Source organism: Peribacillus sp. NPDC096447, from assembly GCF_044762725.1.
In the GTDB taxonomy this organism is placed as follows: Bacteria; Bacillota; Bacilli; order Bacillales; family DSM-1321; genus Peribacillus.
The window spans coordinates 1,078,007-1,097,747 of record NZ_JBIWEV010000001.1; the positions used below are offsets into that span (position 1 = coordinate 1,078,007).

18 protein-coding genes are annotated in these 19,741 nt (G+C 42.6%); 2 read left to right on the plus strand and 16 right to left on the minus strand.

Annotated elements, in window-relative coordinates:
• Nucleotides 1-11: 11 nt before the first annotated feature.
• The 10 genes from ACIQZD_RS05375 to ACIQZD_RS05420 all read right to left on the minus strand — a co-directional run bounded on the left by ACIQZD_RS05375 (nucleotide 12) and on the right by ACIQZD_RS05420 (nucleotide 9,978).
• Nucleotides 12-1,337 carry a peptidase gene (locus ACIQZD_RS05375; protein WP_402899079.1) on the minus strand — a complete coding sequence of 442 codons (1,326 nt, stop codon included), beginning with the start codon at nucleotides 1,335-1,337 and terminating at the stop codon, nucleotides 12-14.
• Nucleotides 1,338-1,348: 11 nt separating this feature from the next.
• Nucleotides 1,349-2,530, minus strand: coding sequence for a thiolase family protein (locus tag ACIQZD_RS05380; protein WP_402899082.1), 1,182 nt, complete (start codon nucleotides 2,528-2,530; stop codon nucleotides 1,349-1,351).
• Between the two features lie 19 nt (nucleotides 2,531-2,549).
• Complete coding sequence (locus ACIQZD_RS05385) at nucleotides 2,550-3,212, minus strand: 3-oxoacid CoA-transferase subunit B (protein WP_402899085.1); 663 nt, start codon at nucleotides 3,210-3,212, stop codon at nucleotides 2,550-2,552.
• Entirely contained in the window at nucleotides 3,197-3,895 is a 699-nt protein-coding gene (locus tag ACIQZD_RS05390) for a CoA transferase subunit A (RefSeq protein ID WP_137020565.1), read from the minus strand. The genes ACIQZD_RS05385 and ACIQZD_RS05390 overlap by 16 nt, the downstream gene beginning before the upstream one ends.
• A 10-nt stretch (nucleotides 3,896-3,905) precedes the next feature.
• Complete coding sequence (locus ACIQZD_RS05395) at nucleotides 3,906-5,273, minus strand: aspartate aminotransferase family protein (RefSeq protein WP_402899090.1); 1,368 nt, start codon at nucleotides 5,271-5,273, stop codon at nucleotides 3,906-3,908.
• 58 nt (nucleotides 5,274-5,331) lie between these two features.
• Nucleotides 5,332-5,571: a ferredoxin gene (locus tag ACIQZD_RS05400; RefSeq protein ID WP_249597255.1), complete on the minus strand. Its 240-nt coding sequence runs from the start codon at nucleotides 5,569-5,571 to the stop codon at nucleotides 5,332-5,334.
• Nucleotides 5,572-5,584: 13 nt separating this feature from the next.
• Nucleotides 5,585-6,448, minus strand: a complete 864-nt coding sequence (gene ablB, locus ACIQZD_RS05405) for a putative beta-lysine N-acetyltransferase (protein ID WP_402899095.1) — start codon at nucleotides 6,446-6,448, stop codon at nucleotides 5,585-5,587.
• A 65-nt stretch (nucleotides 6,449-6,513) separates the two neighbouring features.
• The gene (locus tag ACIQZD_RS05410; protein ID WP_402899098.1) at nucleotides 6,514-6,780 is read right to left on the minus strand and encodes a YokU family protein; all 267 of its coding nucleotides are present in this window, start codon (nucleotides 6,778-6,780) and stop codon (nucleotides 6,514-6,516) included.
• A gap of 2 nt (nucleotides 6,781-6,782) precedes the next feature.
• Nucleotides 6,783-8,219 (minus strand): lysine 2,3-aminomutase, encoded by a 1,437-nt coding sequence (kamA, locus tag ACIQZD_RS05415; RefSeq protein WP_137020585.1) that lies wholly within the window; start codon nucleotides 8,217-8,219, stop codon nucleotides 6,783-6,785.
• A gap of 277 nt (nucleotides 8,220-8,496) precedes the next feature.
• On the minus strand, nucleotides 8,497-9,978 hold the full coding sequence (locus ACIQZD_RS05420; protein ID WP_402899101.1) for a sigma-54 interaction domain-containing protein: 1,482 nt from the start codon (nucleotides 9,976-9,978) through the stop codon (nucleotides 8,497-8,499).
• Nucleotides 9,979-10,149: 171 nt separating this feature from the next.
• Here ACIQZD_RS05420 and ACIQZD_RS05425 point away from each other — a divergent pair, with 171 nt between their 5' ends.
• Nucleotides 10,150-10,662 carry a GNAT family N-acetyltransferase gene (locus ACIQZD_RS05425; protein ID WP_402899966.1) on the plus strand — a complete coding sequence of 171 codons (513 nt, stop codon included), beginning with the start codon at nucleotides 10,150-10,152 and terminating at the stop codon, nucleotides 10,660-10,662.
• Between the two features lie 201 nt (nucleotides 10,663-10,863).
• Here ACIQZD_RS05425 and ACIQZD_RS05430 read toward each other — a convergent pair whose 3' ends face one another.
• Nucleotides 10,864-11,853: a LacI family DNA-binding transcriptional regulator gene (locus ACIQZD_RS05430; RefSeq protein ID WP_402899104.1), complete on the minus strand. Its 990-nt coding sequence runs from the start codon at nucleotides 11,851-11,853 to the stop codon at nucleotides 10,864-10,866.
• A gap of 155 nt (nucleotides 11,854-12,008) precedes the next feature.
• On the opposite strand from ACIQZD_RS05430, the gene ACIQZD_RS05435 reads away from it, so the two are divergent.
• Nucleotides 12,009-12,857 (plus strand): HAD-IIB family hydrolase, encoded by an 849-nt coding sequence (locus ACIQZD_RS05435; protein WP_402899107.1) that lies wholly within the window; start codon nucleotides 12,009-12,011, stop codon nucleotides 12,855-12,857.
• A 78-nt stretch (nucleotides 12,858-12,935) separates the two neighbouring features.
• On the opposite strand, the gene ACIQZD_RS05440 is transcribed toward ACIQZD_RS05435, so the two are convergent.
• The 5 genes from ACIQZD_RS05440 to ACIQZD_RS05460 form a co-directional block, all read right to left on the minus strand.
• Entirely contained in the window at nucleotides 12,936-13,853 is a 918-nt protein-coding gene (locus tag ACIQZD_RS05440; RefSeq protein WP_402899110.1) for a peptidoglycan-binding protein, read from the minus strand.
• Between the two features lie 527 nt (nucleotides 13,854-14,380).
• Nucleotides 14,381-15,028: a 3-oxoacid CoA-transferase subunit B gene (locus ACIQZD_RS05445; RefSeq protein WP_402899113.1), complete on the minus strand. Its 648-nt coding sequence runs from the start codon at nucleotides 15,026-15,028 to the stop codon at nucleotides 14,381-14,383.
• 17 nt (nucleotides 15,029-15,045) lie between these two features.
• On the minus strand, nucleotides 15,046-15,741 hold the full coding sequence (locus ACIQZD_RS05450; RefSeq protein ID WP_214745013.1) for a CoA transferase subunit A: 696 nt from the start codon (nucleotides 15,739-15,741) through the stop codon (nucleotides 15,046-15,048).
• 32 nt (nucleotides 15,742-15,773) lie between these two features.
• On the minus strand, nucleotides 15,774-17,159 hold the full coding sequence (locus ACIQZD_RS05455) for a GntP family permease (RefSeq protein WP_402899118.1): 1,386 nt from the start codon (nucleotides 17,157-17,159) through the stop codon (nucleotides 15,774-15,776).
• Nucleotides 17,160-18,061: 902 nt separating this feature from the next.
• Nucleotides 18,062-19,732 (minus strand): sigma-54 interaction domain-containing protein, encoded by a 1,671-nt coding sequence (locus tag ACIQZD_RS05460; protein ID WP_402899121.1) that lies wholly within the window; start codon nucleotides 19,730-19,732, stop codon nucleotides 18,062-18,064.
• Between the last annotated feature and the right edge of the window lie 9 nt (nucleotides 19,733-19,741).

Consider the following 19,741-nt stretch of genomic DNA (forward strand, 5'->3'; position numbering starts at 1 on the left):
TGCTTTCCAGTTTAATTGCCATTGCCTGGTATCGTCTCCCTATTCCCGGCCTTGGTGACCCCATCCTGCTCAGTCTCCATTCCACACCATTGAATTAAAGTAAGAGCAATGATCTCCGCTGTGGAGAAAACGTTGTCGAGCAGGATGTATTCATTTGGATAGTGGGCAACCTCGGTTACTCCTGGCCCGAACACGATTGCAGGCGTTTCACCGACATGTGTCAGCAATCCCCCATCCGTTCCCCAAGGGGATGCTTCAATGACAGGGTCCTGTCCGGCCACTTGCCGATATTGATGAACAAGCGCATTCATCAATTCATGCTCTACGTCGATTGCTCCCGGAACCCAACGTGCCCCGAACCATTCCAATACTGGTGGGTTTTCCTTGAACCATTGGTCCACTTCCCCCAGCTGCAATAACCAGGCAGCCATTTCGTCTTTCGCCTGCTCCATCGTTTCCTCCGGCGCAACGCCCATCCTTCCTTCGATTTTCACAAGGTCGGGAACGGATGACGGCCAATTACCGCCTTCAATGACACCTAGATTGATAGGAATCGGAATAGGCGTGTTCTGATAAAGCGGATCACTGATACGTGCATTTCGCTTGTCTTCCAAGGCACGAATATGATTGATGACTGCCATGCTTTTTTCAATCGCACTAACGCCTTCATACCTTGTTCCGCCATGTGCTGACCGTCCTTTTACATGGATCCGGAACCACATCGAACCCTGCTGTTTCGGAAAGATCCTCATATTCGTCGGTTCAGGGATCAGGGCGGCATCGGCTTTATATCCCCTCAGGACGGCCGCTAATGTTCCGGCTCCGCCGCTTTCTTCTTCAATCACACTTTGAAATATGACATCCCCCTTTAATTGGATCCCATTTTCCTTCAATGCCTGCATCGCAAGGATCAGCGATACATTTCCACCCTTCATATCGGTTACTCCGCGTCCAAACATTCTTCCATTCTTAATCGCTCCGCTATATGGGTCGTCGTCCCACTGATCCCGGTCTCCATCCGGGACCACATCGATGTGTCCGTTCAAAATGATGGAACGTCCGCCTCCAGTCCCTTTCATGATACCTACCACATTGGGGCTGTTGGAAAATTCACTGCGTGGAGAATAGAAATAAGAATGCTTTTTCAGCTCTCCGCCGTCAGGTTCCCAACTATCGATCTGCAAACCCATTTCCTGCAGCTTTTGTGCGACGATGGCCTGTGCCCCTGCTTCATTTCCTTGCGTACTCGGGGCTTGTACCATTTTTTGCAATAGGTTTGTTCCTTCTTCCCGATGATCCTCTATCCATTGGTTTATCCGTTTTTTTATATCCGGCACATTTATCCTCCTTAAATACACATATTCTCATAGATTACTGAAAGTCCCATTCCACCTGCCATACACAACGTTACCATTCCGTACTTAACTTGTGAACGCAACATTTCATGCATCAGTGTGACTGTCAATTTTGCACCTGTTGCTCCTACAGGGTGACCAAGTGCAATTGCCCCTCCATTGACATTGACAATATCCTGATTCAAATCTAACTCCTTGATCACTGCAAGTGCTTGGGCAGCAAAGGCTTCATTAAGTTCAATCAGTCCTATATCCTCTAACGATAGACCTGCTTTTGCCAATGCCTTTCGAGTCGCTGGTACGGGTCCAATCCCCATAACTCCAGGTTCAACTCCTGCACTGGCGAAAGCCTTTATTTTCAAGAGCGATTTTAATCCCTTTTCTTCTGCTTGCTGTTTGGACATTAATAGTACAGCTGCAGCTCCATCATTCATAGGACAGGCATTTCCTGCCGTAATGGTTCCTTCATTTTTGAATACTGCTGGAAGACTGGCTAGTTGATCTAGATGAATGTCCTCGCGTACCCCTTCGTCATGGTTGAAGATTTGAAGTCCTTTTCGATCCTTGATTTTAAGCGAAATAATTTCTCTATCAAAGCGACCCTCTACTATAGCTTTCCAAGCCTTCTTGTGGCTTTGATAAGCAAATTGATCCTGTTCTTCACGACGGATACCGTATTTTTCAGCCAAGCGCTCGGCAGTTATTCCCATATGTTCATTTCCCAAGGAACATATTAATCCATCTGCCAGCAGAGCATCCTCCATCGTTACGTTTCCAAATTTACCGCCCCATCTATTTTTCACGATATAAGGCACATTGCTCATGCTCTCCACTCCGCCGGCAATGATTACGTCTTCTTGACCAGCAGCGATAGTTAAAGCGGCGTTGGTAATGGCCTTTAAACCTGATCCACATGCTTTGATTACAACGTGGCCTGGGACACTGTGTGGGAAACATGCCATCTGCGACGAAATTCTAGCCGAGTTAAGTCCGCCTCCGTGGACATAGCCATGTCCGAAAATCACTTCATTTACCTTTTCTTTACCTAACCCAGAATTATCCATTAAACCTTCCAATACTTGACGGCCCAATTCGGTGGCTTTAACATTCCGTAGTGATTTGCCAAAGGATCCAACTGCAGTTCGTACTCCAGCAACGATGACAACCTCATTCATGCTTTTTTCCTCCTCTTACCTATTCAATGGTGTTGACAGCAGCATGGATTTTCAACGTTGCCTCCGTATTCCTTAGCACATCATCCACTGTATAAGGCGCCATGACTTCCTTTAGCACCAATCCCTCTTCTGTAACTTCCATGACTGCCATATCCGTAATGATTAAATCCACACTCTGCCTTGCCGTCAATGGAAGCGTACAAGTCTTCAATATCTTCGATTCCCCCTGCTTATTCACGTGATTCATCAGGACGATCACCTTTTTGGCTTTCTGGGCAAGTTCCATTGCCCCGCCCATCCCCGGCACCCGCTTTCCTGGGACGATCCAATTCGCCAAATCCCCTTTTTCACTCACTTCCAGGGCTCCAAGTATGGTGATGTCGATGTATCCTTTCCTGATCATTCCAAATGCAGTTGCACTGTCAAAGTATGAAGCGCCCATTACAGTGGTGATTGGAAACCCTCCCGCGTTACAGAGGGCAGGATCTTCTTTCCCTGGATCAGGACTTGGACCTGTACCGAGAACTCCGTTTTCCGCATGGAACAGCACAGAGATATCTTGAGGTATATGGTCGGCCACCAGGGTAGGGATGCCGATGCCTAAGTTGACGATCAATCCGTCATGAATTTCCTTGGCGGCGCGTTTCGCGATGCGATTTCGTACATCTACTGCCATGCCCATTTCCAATTCACCCCTTTTGTCGGAATCACCATATCTACATAAATGCCTGGTGTGGCAATACATTCCGGATCCAATTCGCCTGCAGGAACGATTTCCTCCACTTCCGCAATCGTGAAGGCTCCAGCCATCGCGACCAGCGGATTGAAGTTACATGCAGTCTTGTCGTACACTAAATTCCCAAGCGAATCTGCCTTTTTGGCATGGACGATGCTGACTTCAGCCGTCAAAGCGGTTTCCACCAAATATTCTTTTCCTTCTATCTTAATCTTGTTCTTGCCTTCTTCGGCGATCGTACCAATCCCGACATCGACAAAAATCCCGCCTAAGCCTACACCGCCTGCACGAATCCGTTCGGCCAATGTCCCTTGCGGTGAAAATTCGACTTGCAGCTTTCCTTCAGTCATGAGCCTGCCAGCATTAGGATTGGATCCGATATGCGAGGCGATCACTTTCTTTGCCCTTTCAGCAGTCACAAGCCGGCCTATGCCAATGTCAGGAAATCCAGTATCATTGCCAATCAAGGTCAATTCCTTAACGCCCTTGGCAAGGATACCCTGTACGAGCGTAGGAGGAGTTCCCACCCCTCCAAATCCGCCATACATGAGTGTGCATCCATCGGAAATATGCTCCAGTGCTTCTTCCAAGGTCACAATTTTGTTTTTCTTCGTAATGACCTGCTTCATATCGTTCCTCCTAAATAGCCTGCATGTCCTCAATCAAACCTTCCGCGTACAATTCTTGCTGCAACTCTGCGAGGGAAGCTTCGAGTATCTTGACGAGGCGATCGATTTCTTCATTCGTAATGATTAATGGCGGAGATAAAATAACCGCATCGCCAGCGATTCCTTCAATCGCACCTGCAGCAGGATAGATTAACAACCCCTTTGCAAAAGCCTTATTGACAAGCCTTGTAGTCAGGCCGATTTGCAAGTCGAATGGAGTTTTTGAAATCCGATCGGAGACAAACTCAAGCCCAAGGAGCAGCCCTTTCCCTCTTACATCACCAATGATGTCGAATTTCTCAGCCAATCCTTGCAGCTTCTTAAACAGATATTGACCTTTATTTTCCGCTGCATGAACCAGGTCATTTCCCTCAATGTAGGAAAGCACTTCCAATGAAACGGCAGCAGATAGAGGGTTTGCACTATATGTGTGTCCAGCCATGATTGATTTCGAGCCTTTTAAAATGGGCTCCATGACACGGTCAGTAACCATTGTGGCTGCCATTGGAGTATAGCCTGCGCTCATTCCTTTACCCAATGCGATGATATCCGGAGTGACTCCCCAGTGTTCCATCGCGAACATTTTTCCTGTCCGTCCGATTCCCGTCATTACCTCATCGGCAATAAAAAGAATGTCATAGTTTTCGCAGATTTCCTTAATCCTTTGATAGTAGCCATCCGGCGGTGTTACAGCACCAGCGGATGCTCCGATTATGGGTTCTGCGATGAAGGCGGCGATATTCTCGGATCCGACCCTTTGAATGGCTGTCTCCAGTTCATTTGCACACTGAAGCTTGCATCCGGAAGTTTCATTATTATAAGGACAGCGATAACAGTATGGAGCCGAAATGCTAGGGAAATCCTCCAATAGCGGCACAAAACGCTTTCTTCTTGGTACATGGCCGGACATCGATAAAGCGCCCATCGTGATCCCGTGATAACTCGTCCACCTGGAGACAATGCGGTTTTTTCGCTCAAACCCTTTTTCTTGCCAATGTTGAATCGCGATCTTCATCGCCGTTTCGGTCGCTTCCGATCCACTATTCACGAAAAATGACCAATTCAAATCCCCTGGAGCCAACTCACTTAGCTTTTTGGCCAATGCCTCTGCGGCTTCACTCGTAAAATGAGACCTATATGCAAAAGAAACTTTGCGGGCCTGCTCCGTCATTGCCTCGACAACATCCAATACGCCATGTCCAATACTAGCTGTGACTGCTCCTGATGATCCATCTATATACTGATTTCCATCTATATCATAAAGATAAATTCCATTCCCATGAGAGATAGTGGGATAGTCATGATCTAAAGTAGGCTTAATCAAATAATTGCGTGTCATGTCATCTCTCCTTTTAACGTTCGTACCCACTGTGCAATATCTATTAATCAATTAAGTTCTAAAAGGAACCGATCCTAAAAGGCTCATCCTGAATCAGGATGGATTCTGTAGGGCAGCCTTCCATGGCATCTTGCATGTCATCATGCAAGGTTTCAGGAACCTCGGCAATCCCTTGATTATCGTCCAAGATGACGAAAGCGATCCCTTGATCGTCATAGTCATAAATCTCAGGACCTGTTGAACCGCATGCCCCGCACGCAATACAGGTTTCTTTATCAACCCATGTGTATTTAGCCATAAAAACAATCCTCCTACTTGAGGGATAAATCTTTACCCCAAATATTCATGTCCTCATACTTATCCCAAATATTGCAATTCTTCGTTAATCTGCCACCATATTCATATCCCAGCTGATGAAAGACGGCGTTCATGCCCATTGACAATGAACGCGCTAATGAATAAGAGCAATAAATGTTTTTCCTGAACAATTCTTGTTCCAAGGCGGAGATGAGCACCTTCATGAAACCATGCTTCCGATGCTGAGGAATTGTTGCACAGTCCGTTAATTCAGCATTGTGATACATCTCATTCACTTCAGCGGATGCAGCACTCACGATGGTTCCTTCATATTCGATAACACTAAAGATCGTACCTTCCTCCATCACTTTCTTGATATATCGCTCATCATTCATCGGTGTAGGATAGGTTTCAAAGATGGCACCATATAAATTCGCCAGCTCTTTTGCATCTTCAACCGTAGCAAACCGGAGGATATAATCCTTAGGTATTTGCTGAGATTCAATCAGTCTAGGAATCTGACTGACATCTTGGATGACTTTATCTTCCTTGACCCAAAAGTCGCTTGTTCGCCTTTCATCCGTTAAATAGAAGGCCATGCAATAGGCATCATTCCCTTTGAAATACTTGCTCAATATTCCTTCCAGCATGAATCCCTGACTCAATGCAGCGGATAAATCTTCATTCCTGGCTTTAAGTATCACTTTAGTAAAGCCCTGCTCCTTTGCGATGGCAAGGGCCCGATCGATCGCTTTGTTGATATTTCCCCGATAATCATCCATGCGTAAGCGCTGATTGGCATGATCATGATAGAGTTCCATCGTATAACAATCCCCAGTCTCCATTTGGGTGAAAAAAGGCAGCTTTTGAACAGGCATTATGTACCCCCCTTATTTAAAGAATTCGGGAGAAGAGATGCATATCATCCGCTTCTCCCGGCATTCTATTTCCAATTAAATAATTTTTTGATAGGTGCCTGAAGAAGCTGATCATACGTAAACTCATCAGGATATTCACTCACATCATAGATGGATAAGGCTTCATCCACCTTTTGATTCATCGAATCAGACACATAGATTCCACATTCAGGACAGTTCAAGGCTGGAACTTGAAGGACTTTTATTGAGCGTTTCCCGTCAGGCATGATCCAGTAACAGTCCTTCTTTTCACTTTCTTCTACGTTTGGGGTTTTGCACCACAAGCAGTCCATCTTCATTCCTCCTTGCCATCAGATTTCACCGAGCCACTGGCGGCCATGGCGTTCTTTTTTTCTTGGGCTAACCTTAATTTTTCCTTCATTTCATCCCGTTTATCACGGCGATCCTTCAAGGAAGCATGTTCATCAGTGCTTTCATAAGCTTTTCTCTTGTCAAGACGACGAAGGCCCTCCGGCACCAAGTTGAATTTCTCGTCCGTCATGAGAGCGGAAATCCCGACGGCTTCTTTCCTATCCGCAGTACCATACACTTCATCAAAGTAAGCATCCGCACTGCCGGCAACATAATTCTTCGGCTCCGGATAGCTTGTGATTACTCCTTCAAAGTTCCGTAAAACGACTTTATCCGGACTTTGCGAAAGAAGGTAATTCGGAGTCAAGGCAATCTTTCCGCCACCGCCAGGAGCATCCACCACAAAGGTTGGCACTGCATATCCTGATGTATGGCCACGCAGCGCTTCAATGATTTCCAGTCCTTTTGAAACCGGCGCCCGGAAATGGCCAATCCCTTCAGATAGATCACATTGATAAATGTAATAAGGTCTTACCCTTGCTTTTACACAGTCATGCATAAGCTTTTTCATGATATGTACACTATCGTTGATACCAGCCAGGATGACTGCCTGATTACCAAGCGGCACTCCCGCCATCGACAGCATATCACATGCTTTTTTCGCTTCATCCGTCAGTTCAAGTGAATGATTGAAATGCGTATTCAACCAAACCGGATGATATTTTTTCAGAATATTACATAAATTTTCGGTAATCCTCTGCGGGAAAACGACCGGTGCACGTGTGCCGATCCGAATGATTTCCACATGCGGGATGGCACGTAGGTTACTCAATACGTATTCAAGGATCTTATCATTGATCAACAGGCCGTCTCCTCCAGAGATCAGTACGTCCCTCACTTCCGGAGTGTTCCGGATATATTCAATCGCCCCGTCAAGCTGCTTCTTTGGAACACCCATGCCGACCTGACCTGAAAAGCGGCGTCGCGTACAATATCTGCAGTACATGGAGCATTGGTTCGTTACAAGGAACAGAACGCGATCCGGATAACGATGCGTCAATCCTGGAACTGGGGAATCCTCATCCTCATGCAGCGGATCCTCCAAATCATATCTAGTCTTGTTCATTTCTGCCGAAAGCGGTACCGACTGTAAACGAATCGGACAGCGAGGATCATCGGGATTCATCAAAGAAGCATAATAAGGTGTAATGTTCAATGGAATCGTTTGAGTCGAAATCCGGACTCCTTCTTCTTCTTCCGGTGTCAGGTTGACGACCTTTTTCAGATCATCCAGTGTTTTAATCGTATTGGTCAATTGCCAAATCCAATCATTCCACTGCTCTTCCGTTACATCCTTCCACAATTCGATATCATTATAATGCCTGCGTCCACCTAGGTATTCTTTATGTTTTACATCCATTCCCATCAAATTCATTAATAATGCCCCCTTTATTCTAAGAACTTATCTATATACTCTCGCAAGAATGATGCCAACATTGATAACAAGGAAAACATAAGCAAAAGGGGGCAAACCAAGCTTAAAATCGCAAGATATTTTTCATTACGCATAATTTTTTGCAGCCAAATTCTTTGCGCCAAGCAAAAAATCAAAAAAAAAAGAGGATCTCTTTACAAGAGAACCCTCTTCAAGTTACATCATTACCAAGATAGTGATAGCGTTTCCAAAAAACCTGAATTTACTTGGATTCCTTCGATCCTGCCGTATAAACTTTTTCAATGCCGTACTTGTTTAACTTATATTGCAGTCCCTGTCTTTTAATATTGAGGGCTTCTGCCGTTTTGCTGATATTCCCGTTATATTTCTCAAACATGTTGATGATCATTTCCCTTTCCATTTCTTCAAGAACAACAGGTAAATCAATCCTGTTTTTCAATGGCGTAGGATGGCTCTGCTCATTTGCTGTTGCGTAATTTCCTGAAGGGAAAAGATAGGCAGGAAGATGATGTTCATCAATCATATCTTCCCCTGCGTCCATGACGTTAAAGGTCAACTCGATGGCATGTCCCAGTTCACGAATGTTCCCTGGCCATGGATATTGAAGAAGCCGCTGCATCGCCTTATGACTGATCCCGCGCACTTCCGTAAAAAATGATTTGTTGAATTTTTGAATAAAGTGATTGACGATTTCCGGAATATCCGTTTTACGCTCCGAAAGGGAAGGCATCTGGATCGTCACGACATTGAGGCGAAAGAATAAATCCGAGCGAATGATTCCCCGCTCCAACGCCTCTTCCGGAGAAATGTTCATCGCAGCAATGATCTTCACATTAATCTTTTGCTCCTTCGAACCTCCAACACGGCGCACCTCACCTTCCTGAAGCACTCGCAGCAATTTTGCCTGCAGGCCGAGGTCGAGGCTATTCAGCTCATCAAGGAAAAGGGTACCGCCATTTGCCTGCTCAAAAATGCCCATGCGATCCATCGCTCCGGTAAAAGCCCCTTTCGTCGTGCCGAACAGCAGACCCTCCATCAATTCCTTGGGAACAGCCGCACAGTTTTGCGCGATAAAAGGCTGATTTCTCTGAGCACTTACATTATGTATACTTTGCGCGACAAGTTCCTTCCCTGTCCCTGTTGGTCCATAAATCATGACTGGGGAATGTGTACGGGCCGCTTTTTTCGCCAATGAAACCGCTTGCTGAAAAGCAGGGCTATTACCGATCAAATCACTAAAATGATAGGTCGCCGTCCCTTCAGAGAACTTATTTTTCCTATGGGTCTCAGCCAGCTGGGAACGCAAATCGACAATTTGGTCATACATATTCATGACCTTCGTAATATCCTTTGCGATTTCCACTGCCCCAATAATTTCACCATCCTCATACAAAGGATACGTACTATTGATGGACGTTATCTTTTTCTCCTTTAAGTTGACATATGTTTGAATGGACTCAATGGTTTCATTGCCTTTTTCCAATGCTACATGCAGCGTACTGGATTCATCAGTCAATGAAGGATAAAGCTGAAAAATATTCTCCCCCAGCACCTGCTCACGATCAAGCCCGTCGATATGTGCCATCATTTCATTGTAAAAAACCGTATCCCCATCTTTATTCACAATATGGACCCCCACATTGATCACATTCAATATCCATTCAAATTGAGTGGAAAACTGATTTACTGAAGATTTCATTTCTTCATCTCCGTTCTCTGTCATTTGATAGAATCACCTGTAAATTATAGCATTTAATGGGAAACTTTCATCTCTTTATTCTTATTAAAATCAAACTTCAACATAAAGGCAATAGAATAATAAGGTCAAATAAAGGAATATCGCATTTAGCCAAGAAGATTATATAAGAAAATATAAAATTCAGGGGTGAGTCGGATTTCAGAACAAAGCAAAGAAACGAAAATAGAAATTAAACCGTGGGAAGATAAAGACCTTGAATTACTATTTCAACTAAATGCCCCAGAAATGATGGAACATCTTGGCGGACCAGAAAGTAATGAACAAATCCTGAAACGCCATCAACGGTATCTACAGATTGGAAATAAAGGATGCATGTTTAGCATCAACTCATTTCCAGAGGCAGAGGCGGCCGGTTCCGTTGGCTACTGGCAAACAGTGTGGAACGATGAAAATGTGTACGAAATCGGTTGGAGCGTCCTCCCTTCCTTCCAAGGAAAAGGAATCGCATCTCATGCCGTGAAGGCAATGATAGAGAAAATCAAAGCCGAACGAAAATACAAATATATTCACGCTTTCCCTTCCATCAATAATCCTGCATCAAATGCGATTTCCCGCAAGCTCGGCTTCAACCTCATCTCCGAATGTGAATTCGAATACCCGCCGGGGAGCTTTATGCAATGCAATGATTGGTGCTTGGAACTTGAATGAATTCTTTAGGATTTTTCCGGGGGAAGTCGAATTATGCCGAGTTTAGGTGAATTATTTCCCGGGAAAGTCGAATTATTCCCGGGTAGGACGGATTACATCCCATCCGCTAACATACTGCTGAACTCCGCTTCTTTTTGAATTTCTTAAGTGTCTGTCTAAAAGGATAAAACCTGAATATGAAGTTTTATATCTTATTGTTGGTTAGGTTGATTCTCTGATTTTAAGTTTGGTTGGCAATTTAATAACGTCGCGCTTTAATTTCAAATCATTACTTAAATATTTAATCAATTCTATTACAGTGCGTTGTCCTAATTCCATAATTGGTATATCGATTGTGGTGATGGTGGGGGTTGTGACTTGGCAAATAGATTGATTATCATAACCAACTATAGCTAGGTATTCCGGTATTTTATAGCCCAACGTAGTTGCCTTTTTAATAATTCCTGCTGCGACCTGATCATTTCCGGTAAATAAGGCAGTAGGTTTTTCTTTTAATTTTAATATTTCATCACAAATACGAAATCCATCTTCAATATTAAATCCATGTCCAAATATCCAGTCTTCATTATATAGTAAATTATTATCTGCTAAAGCTTTTAAAAACCCCTCTTTTCTTTGAATCTGAGCCTGACTATAAGAAGTATCGTAGCAAAAACCTATCTTCCTATGGCCTTTTTTTATTAAATGATTAACAGCTTTGTATGTCGCTTCGAATTCGTCATAACCAATAATTGGTATAGAGGCGGAATGATGGTATTCATTACACAGTAAAATTGGGCCGTATTTCAAATAAGGCTTTATTAAATTCCATTCATTTTCTAACGCTCCTAAAATAACCCCATCTACTTCTCTATTCTTTAATTTTCCCATAACATCTAATTCATTTTTCGAATCATAAAAGGTTTGAAATATAAGAACTTTATAATCATTTTCCAATGCTGCTAGAGATACTCCTTTAACCAATTGGGCAAAGAATGGATGATCAAATCTTGGGACTAATATTGCAATCGTTTTGGTTTTATTTGTCCTAAAATTCCGGGCAAGTGAACTTGGTGCATAATCAAGCTCTTCAATGACCTTTAAGATTTGTTCCCTTTTTTCTTTTGATACATATGGATGATTATTTAAGACTCTAGATACCGTTGTTTTAGAAACGTTGCATATCTTGGCAATCTCGCTGATTTTCATCATTTAATCCCATCCTTGTAATAAGTGGTTGACATGTTATCGATTTCAGAAGTTATTATTAAACCGTTCCTAACATATCAAATAATATCAATATTTTCCTGATATGTATTTTTAAAAAGTTATTGAAGCGGATATTTTTAGCTAATGGAGGGATTGTTTTGTTATTGAATAAAAAGGGCGGGTTTCAGTTATTGCCAAATGTTGATGACCCAAAATACATTGTATTCTGTGATTTTGATGAAACCTATTATCCTCACTCCATGAGTCACGAGAGACAGAAAGATTTATATGAACTTGAAAATTACTTAGAAGCAAAAAGTAATGATGAAGAACTTGTCTTTGGCTGGGTCACTGGGAGTAGTATCGAATCAATATTACATAAAATGGAACATGGTGGGTTCAGATTTTTCCCGCATTTTATTGCAAGTGACTTAGGTACCGAAATCACCTATTTCTCAGAAAATAACTTTTTGGAAAAGGATCCAGATTGGCATTCACAGATTAATATCGAAGAATTTAATAAACGGAAAGTCGATGAAATTTATAATATTCTACTCAACGGCAATATACCATTGATTCCTCAAACTCAAATGGGAAGTTCACGCTATAAAAGAAATTATTATTATAAAATACAACATGAATCTGTCGACAAGAAGAACTTATCCACTATCCAGAGGGTGGCCAAAGAGTACGGGATAGGGGTAAATATCAATCGTTGTAATCCCCTTGCCGGCGATCCTGAAGATAGTTATGATATAGACTTTATTCCATTAGGTACTGGTAAAAATGAGATTGTACGATTTATGCTAGACAAATTCGGGCTGAGTCGGGAGTATGCCTTTGCTTTCGGGGATAGCGGAAATGATCTGCTCATGTTAAAAAGTGTTAAACATGGTTACCTTGTAGGGAATGCAACTCAAGAAGCCAAGGAAGCTCATACTAAAATAGCGACAGGTACGTACTCTAAAGGAATATTAAGAACTTTGCAATCCATAATTAATATTTGAAAGTATAAGTAATGAAAAAAGGTAGTTGGTGCACTCTTGCCACAGCTTTAACTTTCTGCTAACAGTATGGATTCTCTATCAAGAAAACAAATCATTCCATGTTTCTTTACCTGCAAGCTTATCAGCGGATATCTTGCTTGCTCTTTGGAATTTGAATAATGCTGCCTCGGTTTCCCCTCCGAATTCTCCATCAAGGAGCCCAGGGTTAAATCCTTTCATATAGAGCGCTGCTTGCAGGATCCATGTAATATTGCAGCTAGCGCCTTTTTTTATGGTGACGATTGCATTTTTGGTTTTAGGTCCCCATTTCCCATCGACAACAAGCTTTTTATTGAATTGCTTATTCAATTCCGTTTGTAAACCTTTTATAAGGGCCGATCGAGTTTTGGGGCCATAAAACCCATCACCCTCAATAGCCGTTTTATATCGGCCATTTAACGTTTTTTGGATGGAAATTATAAGGCTATCTCCTTTGCTGGTCTTCGGTATATCCGTATTTTCTAATTTAAAGGTAAGGTGAGGTTTCTTACCTGCTTGTAACTGAGTATAAGATAACCCGCCTGTCATCTCCAAGTGGGGAAAATCCTTGGATGATCTCCAATCCCCGCCCCAATTGAATCCTAAATCCTTACCTATGGCAGCCACGCGCTGCCAATGTGCATTCACTGTCCATATCGCTCTCTTGCCATCCTCACTCACAATGAAGAAATCAATAGCCAGTCCGAAATTATGATAAGATTGCCCTGGCTTAGCGTTCGTCACAATAGGTTTAGCTAAATTACTATAGTTTTTTCCATTGTAGCTGTAAACTCGCCCTTGACCATAAAGCGCGGCTTGTTCTTCCAAAGAGCGATAACCTGCACTTATCTGTACAGTTATCCCTTCATTATAAGCACGTTCCACCATTTCCAATGCTGATGCCTTCACAACAGGATTCATCCCTTTACCCATCTTTTTCACTGATCGATCCAATAATGTTCGTAATGCTACTTTCACTATAATCCCTCCTTTTAAATTCCCATCAAACTTTATATAAGCCTTTTTATTGGAAAAGTAGCATGGTAGGAAAATTTTTATATTGCTGAAACCAAATAAAAGAGACCGTACTTTGCGGTCTTAGTTTTTCGACAAAAGGGAGTTCGGAATGGTCTCCAGAACCATGATTTAAAACAAAAGTAGTTATACTTAATGGTTTTTTAGTTTTATGAAATCCTCATTGGATGGAAGAAATTTGCGACACTCCTGCCGAATGGAAAGGGAGCGGATTTCTGAAATCAACTGCAACTTTTTTTAATAAAAAACTGCAGGCAAACTTTTCTTCGAAATTATACCTGAGACCACATTTTGCGGTCTTCTCTCGTTCGCCATGTCATAACTCACCCTGTTAGAATCCCCCCCAACTTATGACAGCCTTAACATAAAATAATATTATCCAAAAATACGACAAAAAATTAGACTGCTTCCGTTCGCCCGTTTGCGAATGAAAGCAGTCTATAATGTATTATTTTATTATTCTCTTTAACTTACGCTTTAATTTCAATAGAGGGGCTTACCGTAAAGTCAGCCTCTGTTTTGCTTTTCACTTCATCAAGTGTTACGCCATTTTGCAATTCAATCAATTCCATGCCAGCTTCTGTAAATTGAAAAACAGCCAATTCGGTAATCAGGCAATGTACGACTTTTTCTCCCGTCAATGGCAATGTACAGTTCTTTTTCACTTTGGATTCCCCATGCTTGTTCACATGGTCCATAATGACAACAATACGTTTTGCGCCTTGGACGAGGTCCATCGCTCCTCCCATTCCTTTTACCATCTTCCCTGGAATCATCCAGTTTGCCAAGTCCCCATTTTCGGAAACTTCCATCCCGCCTAAAATGGCTAGATCGATATGACCGCCGCGAATCATCGCGAACGATTCTGCGCTATCAAAAAATGATGCCCCCGCTTTTACGGTTACTGTTTCTTTTCCTGCATTGATCAAATCCGGATCGACTTCATCCTTTTGTGGATAAGGTCCGATTCCCAGTAAGCCATTTTCCGATTGAAGCATGACATTAAAGTCATTCGGAATCATGTTGGCAATCAAGGTCGGCATTCCAATCCCTAAATTTACACACATACCATCTTGGATTTCTTTAACGGCCCGTTCTAAGATTAGTTGTCTTGTCATTCGAATACTCCTCCTTTTTATGCGTTAGCAGTTGTAAGTTTTTCAATTCGTTTTTCATAGTCATTTCCTACAAGCACTTTCTGTACATAAACTCCTGAAGTATGAATTTCATCCGGATCGAGCTCCCCTGTACCCACGAGCTCCTCCACTTCGACAATCGTGACTTTCCCTGCTGTTGCAACGACTGGGTTAAAATTCCTTGCTGTTTTCCGATATACAAGATTACCGAAATGATCTGCCTTCCAGGCTTTTACAAAGGCAAAATCTCCGACTATTCCTTTTTCCATAATGTATGTGCGGCCATCAAATTCTTTATGTTCTTTACCTTTTGCGACTTCCGTTCCTACTCCTGTAGCTGTATAAAAGGCAGGAATTCCCGCTCCGCCCGCTCTTAAACGCTCGGCCAGCGTTCCTTGGGGAACTAGCTCGACCTCCAACTCGCCGCTTAAAAATTGCTGTTCAAATAACTTATTTTCCCCTACATAAGAAGCGATCATTTTTTTGATTTGTTTGTTTTCAAGCAAAAGACCTAGACCCCAATCGTCGACTCCACAATTATTGCTGACAATCGTCAAATCCTTTACACCTTTGTTACGCAAAGCAATGATTAGTTTTTCTGGAATCCCGCTTAATCCGAACCCGCCAACGATAATGGTTGCTCCATCCTCGATTTGTTGAATAGCGCTATCAAAAGATGTTAATAATTTACTCATTTTCCATCATCTCCATTCTAAATACTATTCTATTAAATAAACAGTGAAGTTGCAAAAGCAATGATGAACACGGTCACTGTTTTCAAAATCGTAATCGCAAAGATATCTTTGTAAGATTGACGATGTGTCAGTCCAGTAATGGCAAGTAAGGTAATGACGGCACCATTATGCGGCAGCGTATCCATTCCGCCAGATGCCATGGATGCTATTCGATGAAGCATTTCCGGTGTGATTCCGACACTTTGGGCCACCTGCAAATAGTGACCTCCCATTACTTCCAACGCAATCGAAAGTCCACCAGATGCAGATCCGGTAATCCCTGCCAGCACATTGACGGCTATAGCTTCGGATACGAGTGGATTACCGCTTGCATTGAACACCCAGTTTTGAATGACCGAGAATCCAGGTAGCGTTTTCACAACATTCCCAAAACCAACTTCAGAAGCGGTATTGAATATCGCAAGCAATGATCCCATTGCCGCAGCTGTTAATCCACTTGCCAATTTGACCTTGATGCGTCCAACATTCAGAAGCATCGCTGCAATGATACCGATTGTCAGTGCCACAATCAAAGACCAGGATGAAGTGACTGTGCTTACATCGGCAATGTTGAAAGTTTCCTTCAACATCGATGCATCATACCAGTGCTTAACCGAAATGGCACTGCGGCTGAAAGCAAAATTAAATGCTACGACAAGGATGAGCGGCACGATGGACAGCCAAAAGTTAGGCAGGTTTTGCTGTTCTGCACTTTCTGGCTCATTAATATGTCCTTCCCCATAGCCTTCACCATTTGCCAACGCTTGTTTACGGCGACGCTCTAACCAGATCATTCCTCCAGTGAATACCATGATCGCGCCAATAATCCCCATTATTGGAGCTGCATACGTATCTGTTCCGAAATAATTCGTTGGAATGATATTTTGAATCTGAGGTGTTCCTGGAAGGGCATCCATCGTATAAGTGAAAGCGCCTAATGCTATAGTTCCTGGCAATAATCTCTTTGGAATGTCTGCTTCTTTAAAAATTGCCGCTGCGAATGGATAAACGGCGAATGCCACTACAAACAATGAAACCCCGCCATATGTCAGCGCCGAACACGCCAGCACTACAGCAAGAATGGCCTGCTTTGAACCTAGTGATTTTACGATGGTCTTGGCGATGGATGCAGCTGCACCGCTCATCTCCATGACTTTTCCAAATACGGCCCCTAATAAAAATATCGGAAAAAACGCTTTTATATAGCTAGCCGCAAACGTCATATATGTCTCTGTGTAACTCGGCAGCAAATGTCCACCGGATAAGATGACAGCCAGTAAAGTAACAACCGGCGCTATGATAATGACCGGATAGCCCCGGTAGGCTAAAAAGATTAAAAGTCCCAGCGCCACAACAATGGCTAAAATTTGAATCACCAAATCAATTCCCCCTTTTTTCCCCTTGCCCCAAAATTATTTCGGCAGCATTTAAATAGAACTATTAATCTCCTAAATTCCACATTTTTAATCTTTCCGCTTTTACCATCCAAGCCTGCCTTCCCCAAGTCAGGCTGAATGATCTTCCAATTTTTGAGAACGCTTTCAACATTCTGTTAATTTAAGAAATCCCTTTTCATTTTACGTGGAAACACAATATAAAATGACAGATAGGCCATTCACTAAAGTAATTATGCAATTATTGTGCCAACTTAAATACAATGAAAAATCTCATCTTTTAAAGCCTTTTCCAACATTTTATTTCCCTTTTCAAAGCTAAATCCCTTAAAACTGTCAAGGTTTCAGTACACACACGTATAAACTCCAAAAAAGTGTAAGCCTTTTCTTACAACATTTAAATTCCATCTTGTTTTATGTACGGATTTCCGAACACACTTCATTATCTGCTAGTGTGAAATATGCACAAATGCGTGTCTATCCTTATGAGGAGGTTAAAAATCATAAAAAAGTACCCTTTGGCTAAAGGGTACTTCAGACTGTAGACATACTCAATGAAAATCGAGTTGGTCTATAGTTTTTTTTACGGATTGTACAATTTGATCGTTGATTTCCTCTCCAGGCACTCGCTTTCCGCGGGCGGTCCGTGAGCCTCCTCGGCGCTTTTGCGCCTGTGGGGTCTCCCCTGGACTCGCTTTTCCCGCAGGAGTCTCGCACCTTCCGTTCCAATCAACTTTTTTAAAACTTTAGATTTAACCTCTGTTCCTACATTTTTTTAGGTTTTCTATACTTTGAACGCTGCGTTCACTCCAGGCACTCGCTTTCCGTTCCAATCTACTATTTTAAAAATTTAGAAAGTATCCTTCGCAAAAGGACACTTTCTACAATCATAAACCGTATTTATTCATTTTTTCATACAATGTTGTTCGACTCACTCCGAGTCTCTTTGCCGTTTCTGATTTATTGCCAGAAGTCATTTCCAAACATGAAACGATTGCAGCCCGTTCCGTTTCATCCATTACTTCAGCTAAAGTGCGGATCGAGACTGATTCTTTATGACCCGTTATTTCTTTAGGGAGATGCTTGGAACGTATCATTTCCCCTTCTTCAACAATATTCATTGCGCGTTCAATGATATTCTCCAACTCACGAATATTCCCCGGCCATTTATAAAGACGAAGCAGCCGTAATGCTTGATCACTCATTCCCATTACGCGTTTTTTCATAAGGTTCTGGTACTTTTCAACAAAATGATTTCCCAGTATTTCAATGTCCTCCGGTCGCTCCCTTAAGGAAGGAACCTGAATTTGCAAGACCTTCAACCGGTAATACATATCAAGCCGGAATTCCCCTTTCGAGACCATTTCCTCCAGATTACGGTTCGTTGCAGCGATGACCCGTACATCAATCGGAATACTTCCCGTAGAACCCACTCTCTCAATCTCTTTTTCTTGTAAAACACGGAGCAGCTTCACCTGCATATGCAGTGGAAGCTCAGCGATTTCATCGAGAAAAATCGTTCCGCCTTCAGCCGCTTCGAACTTACCTGCTTTTCCGCCTTTTTTTGCACCAGTGAAAGAACCCTCTTCATAACCAAAAAGCTCTGACTCCAGCAGCTCTGCCGGGATGGCGGCACAGTTCACTTTGACAAACACACCCATGGCCCGTCTGCTATCATTGTGAATGGAATGGGCAAACAGCTCCTTGCCTGTTCCGCTTTCGCCCAAAATCAACACATTCGAGTCGCTTTTAGCCGCAATTTTGGCTTGACCTTTTACTTCCATGAAAGCAGGACTTCTTCCCATCAAATGATCAAACGTATATGAGGCCTTATTTCTCTCGCGAAAATCGCCTTTGTACTTCTTCAGCTCTACTTCAAGTGAATTTATCCGCTTGGAAAGAGCCGTAAATTGCCCGACATTCTTAAAAAGGATCTTTCCGACCGCTCCTATTAATTTATCTTGTTTCCGTATCGGGGAGCGGGTCGCAATTATATAATTATCTTTAATTTTTTGTAATTCAGCGACCTCTTGCTTGCCAGTTTTGGCGACCACATGCATACGGGTGTTTTCAATGACCTCCGTTACATGTTTCCCTATCGAGCTTTCCTGATCGACCCCAAGAAAATCCGCATAAGCGTGGCTCAGCATTTGGACATACCCTTCCGTATCGACCATCACCAAGCCGTCATAGGCAAACTCGATAATATCCTTAAACAGAAGTTCTTCATGATTATCGATATTAAGAAAATCACTTTTATTATTTGTAAACAATAGGAGGTAAATCTGATACTCCTCATCACCCATTTGAATGATGGTTTTTCTGACAATCCCATTATTATCATTCAAACGGATCGGAGTGTTTACAGCTGGTACAAGGTTTTTTTCTAAAATCAAATTTATTTGCATCTCAAATTGATTCTCAGCAAAAGCCTCTGATAATACGCGATTGCTTAGAACGATTTCTTTTTCGTCTTTCGTCACCAAAACACCAAAAGGCAATTCTTCCAATATCGCTTTCACTAATTCCAATTGAATAGTTTTATTATCGCTGGCCATTCCTATTCT

Excerpts from the sequence above, each read along its gene's own strand:
- ACIQZD_RS05380 (WP_402899082.1), bottom strand. The coding sequence starts at position 2,530 with ATGAATGAGGTTGTCATCGTTGCTGGAGTACGAACTGCAGTTGGATCC.
- ACIQZD_RS05385 (WP_402899085.1), bottom strand. The coding sequence starts at position 3,212 with ATGGGCATGGCAGTAGATGTACGAAATCGCATCGCGAAACGCGCCGCC.
- ACIQZD_RS05390 (WP_137020565.1), bottom strand. The coding sequence starts at position 3,895 with ATGAAGCAGGTCATTACGAAGAAAAACAAAATTGTGACCTTGGAAGAA.
- ACIQZD_RS05395 (WP_402899090.1), bottom strand. The coding sequence starts at position 5,273 with ATGACACGCAATTATTTGATTAAGCCTACTTTAGATCATGACTATCCC.
- ACIQZD_RS05400 (WP_249597255.1), bottom strand. The coding sequence starts at position 5,571 with ATGGCTAAATACACATGGGTTGATAAAGAAACCTGTATTGCGTGCGGG.
- ablB (WP_402899095.1), bottom strand. The coding sequence starts at position 6,448 with ATGCCTGTTCAAAAGCTGCCTTTTTTCACCCAAATGGAGACTGGGGAT.
- ACIQZD_RS05410 (WP_402899098.1), bottom strand. The coding sequence starts at position 6,780 with ATGGACTGCTTGTGGTGCAAAACCCCAAACGTAGAAGAAAGTGAAAAG.
- kamA (WP_137020585.1), bottom strand. The coding sequence starts at position 8,219 with ATGGATGTAAAACATAAAGAATACCTAGGTGGACGCAGGCATTATAAT.
- ACIQZD_RS05420 (WP_402899101.1), bottom strand. The coding sequence starts at position 9,978 with ATGACAGAGAACGGAGATGAAGAAATGAAATCTTCAGTAAATCAGTTT.
- ACIQZD_RS05430 (WP_402899104.1), bottom strand. The coding sequence starts at position 11,853 with ATGATGAAAATCAGCGAGATTGCCAAGATATGCAACGTTTCTAAAACA.
- ACIQZD_RS05445 (WP_402899113.1), bottom strand. The coding sequence starts at position 15,028 with ATGACAAGACAACTAATCTTAGAACGGGCCGTTAAAGAAATCCAAGAT.
- ACIQZD_RS05450 (WP_214745013.1), bottom strand. The coding sequence starts at position 15,741 with ATGAGTAAATTATTAACATCTTTTGATAGCGCTATTCAACAAATCGAG.
- ACIQZD_RS05460 (WP_402899121.1), bottom strand. The coding sequence starts at position 19,732 with ATGGCCAGCGATAATAAAACTATTCAATTGGAATTAGTGAAAGCGATA.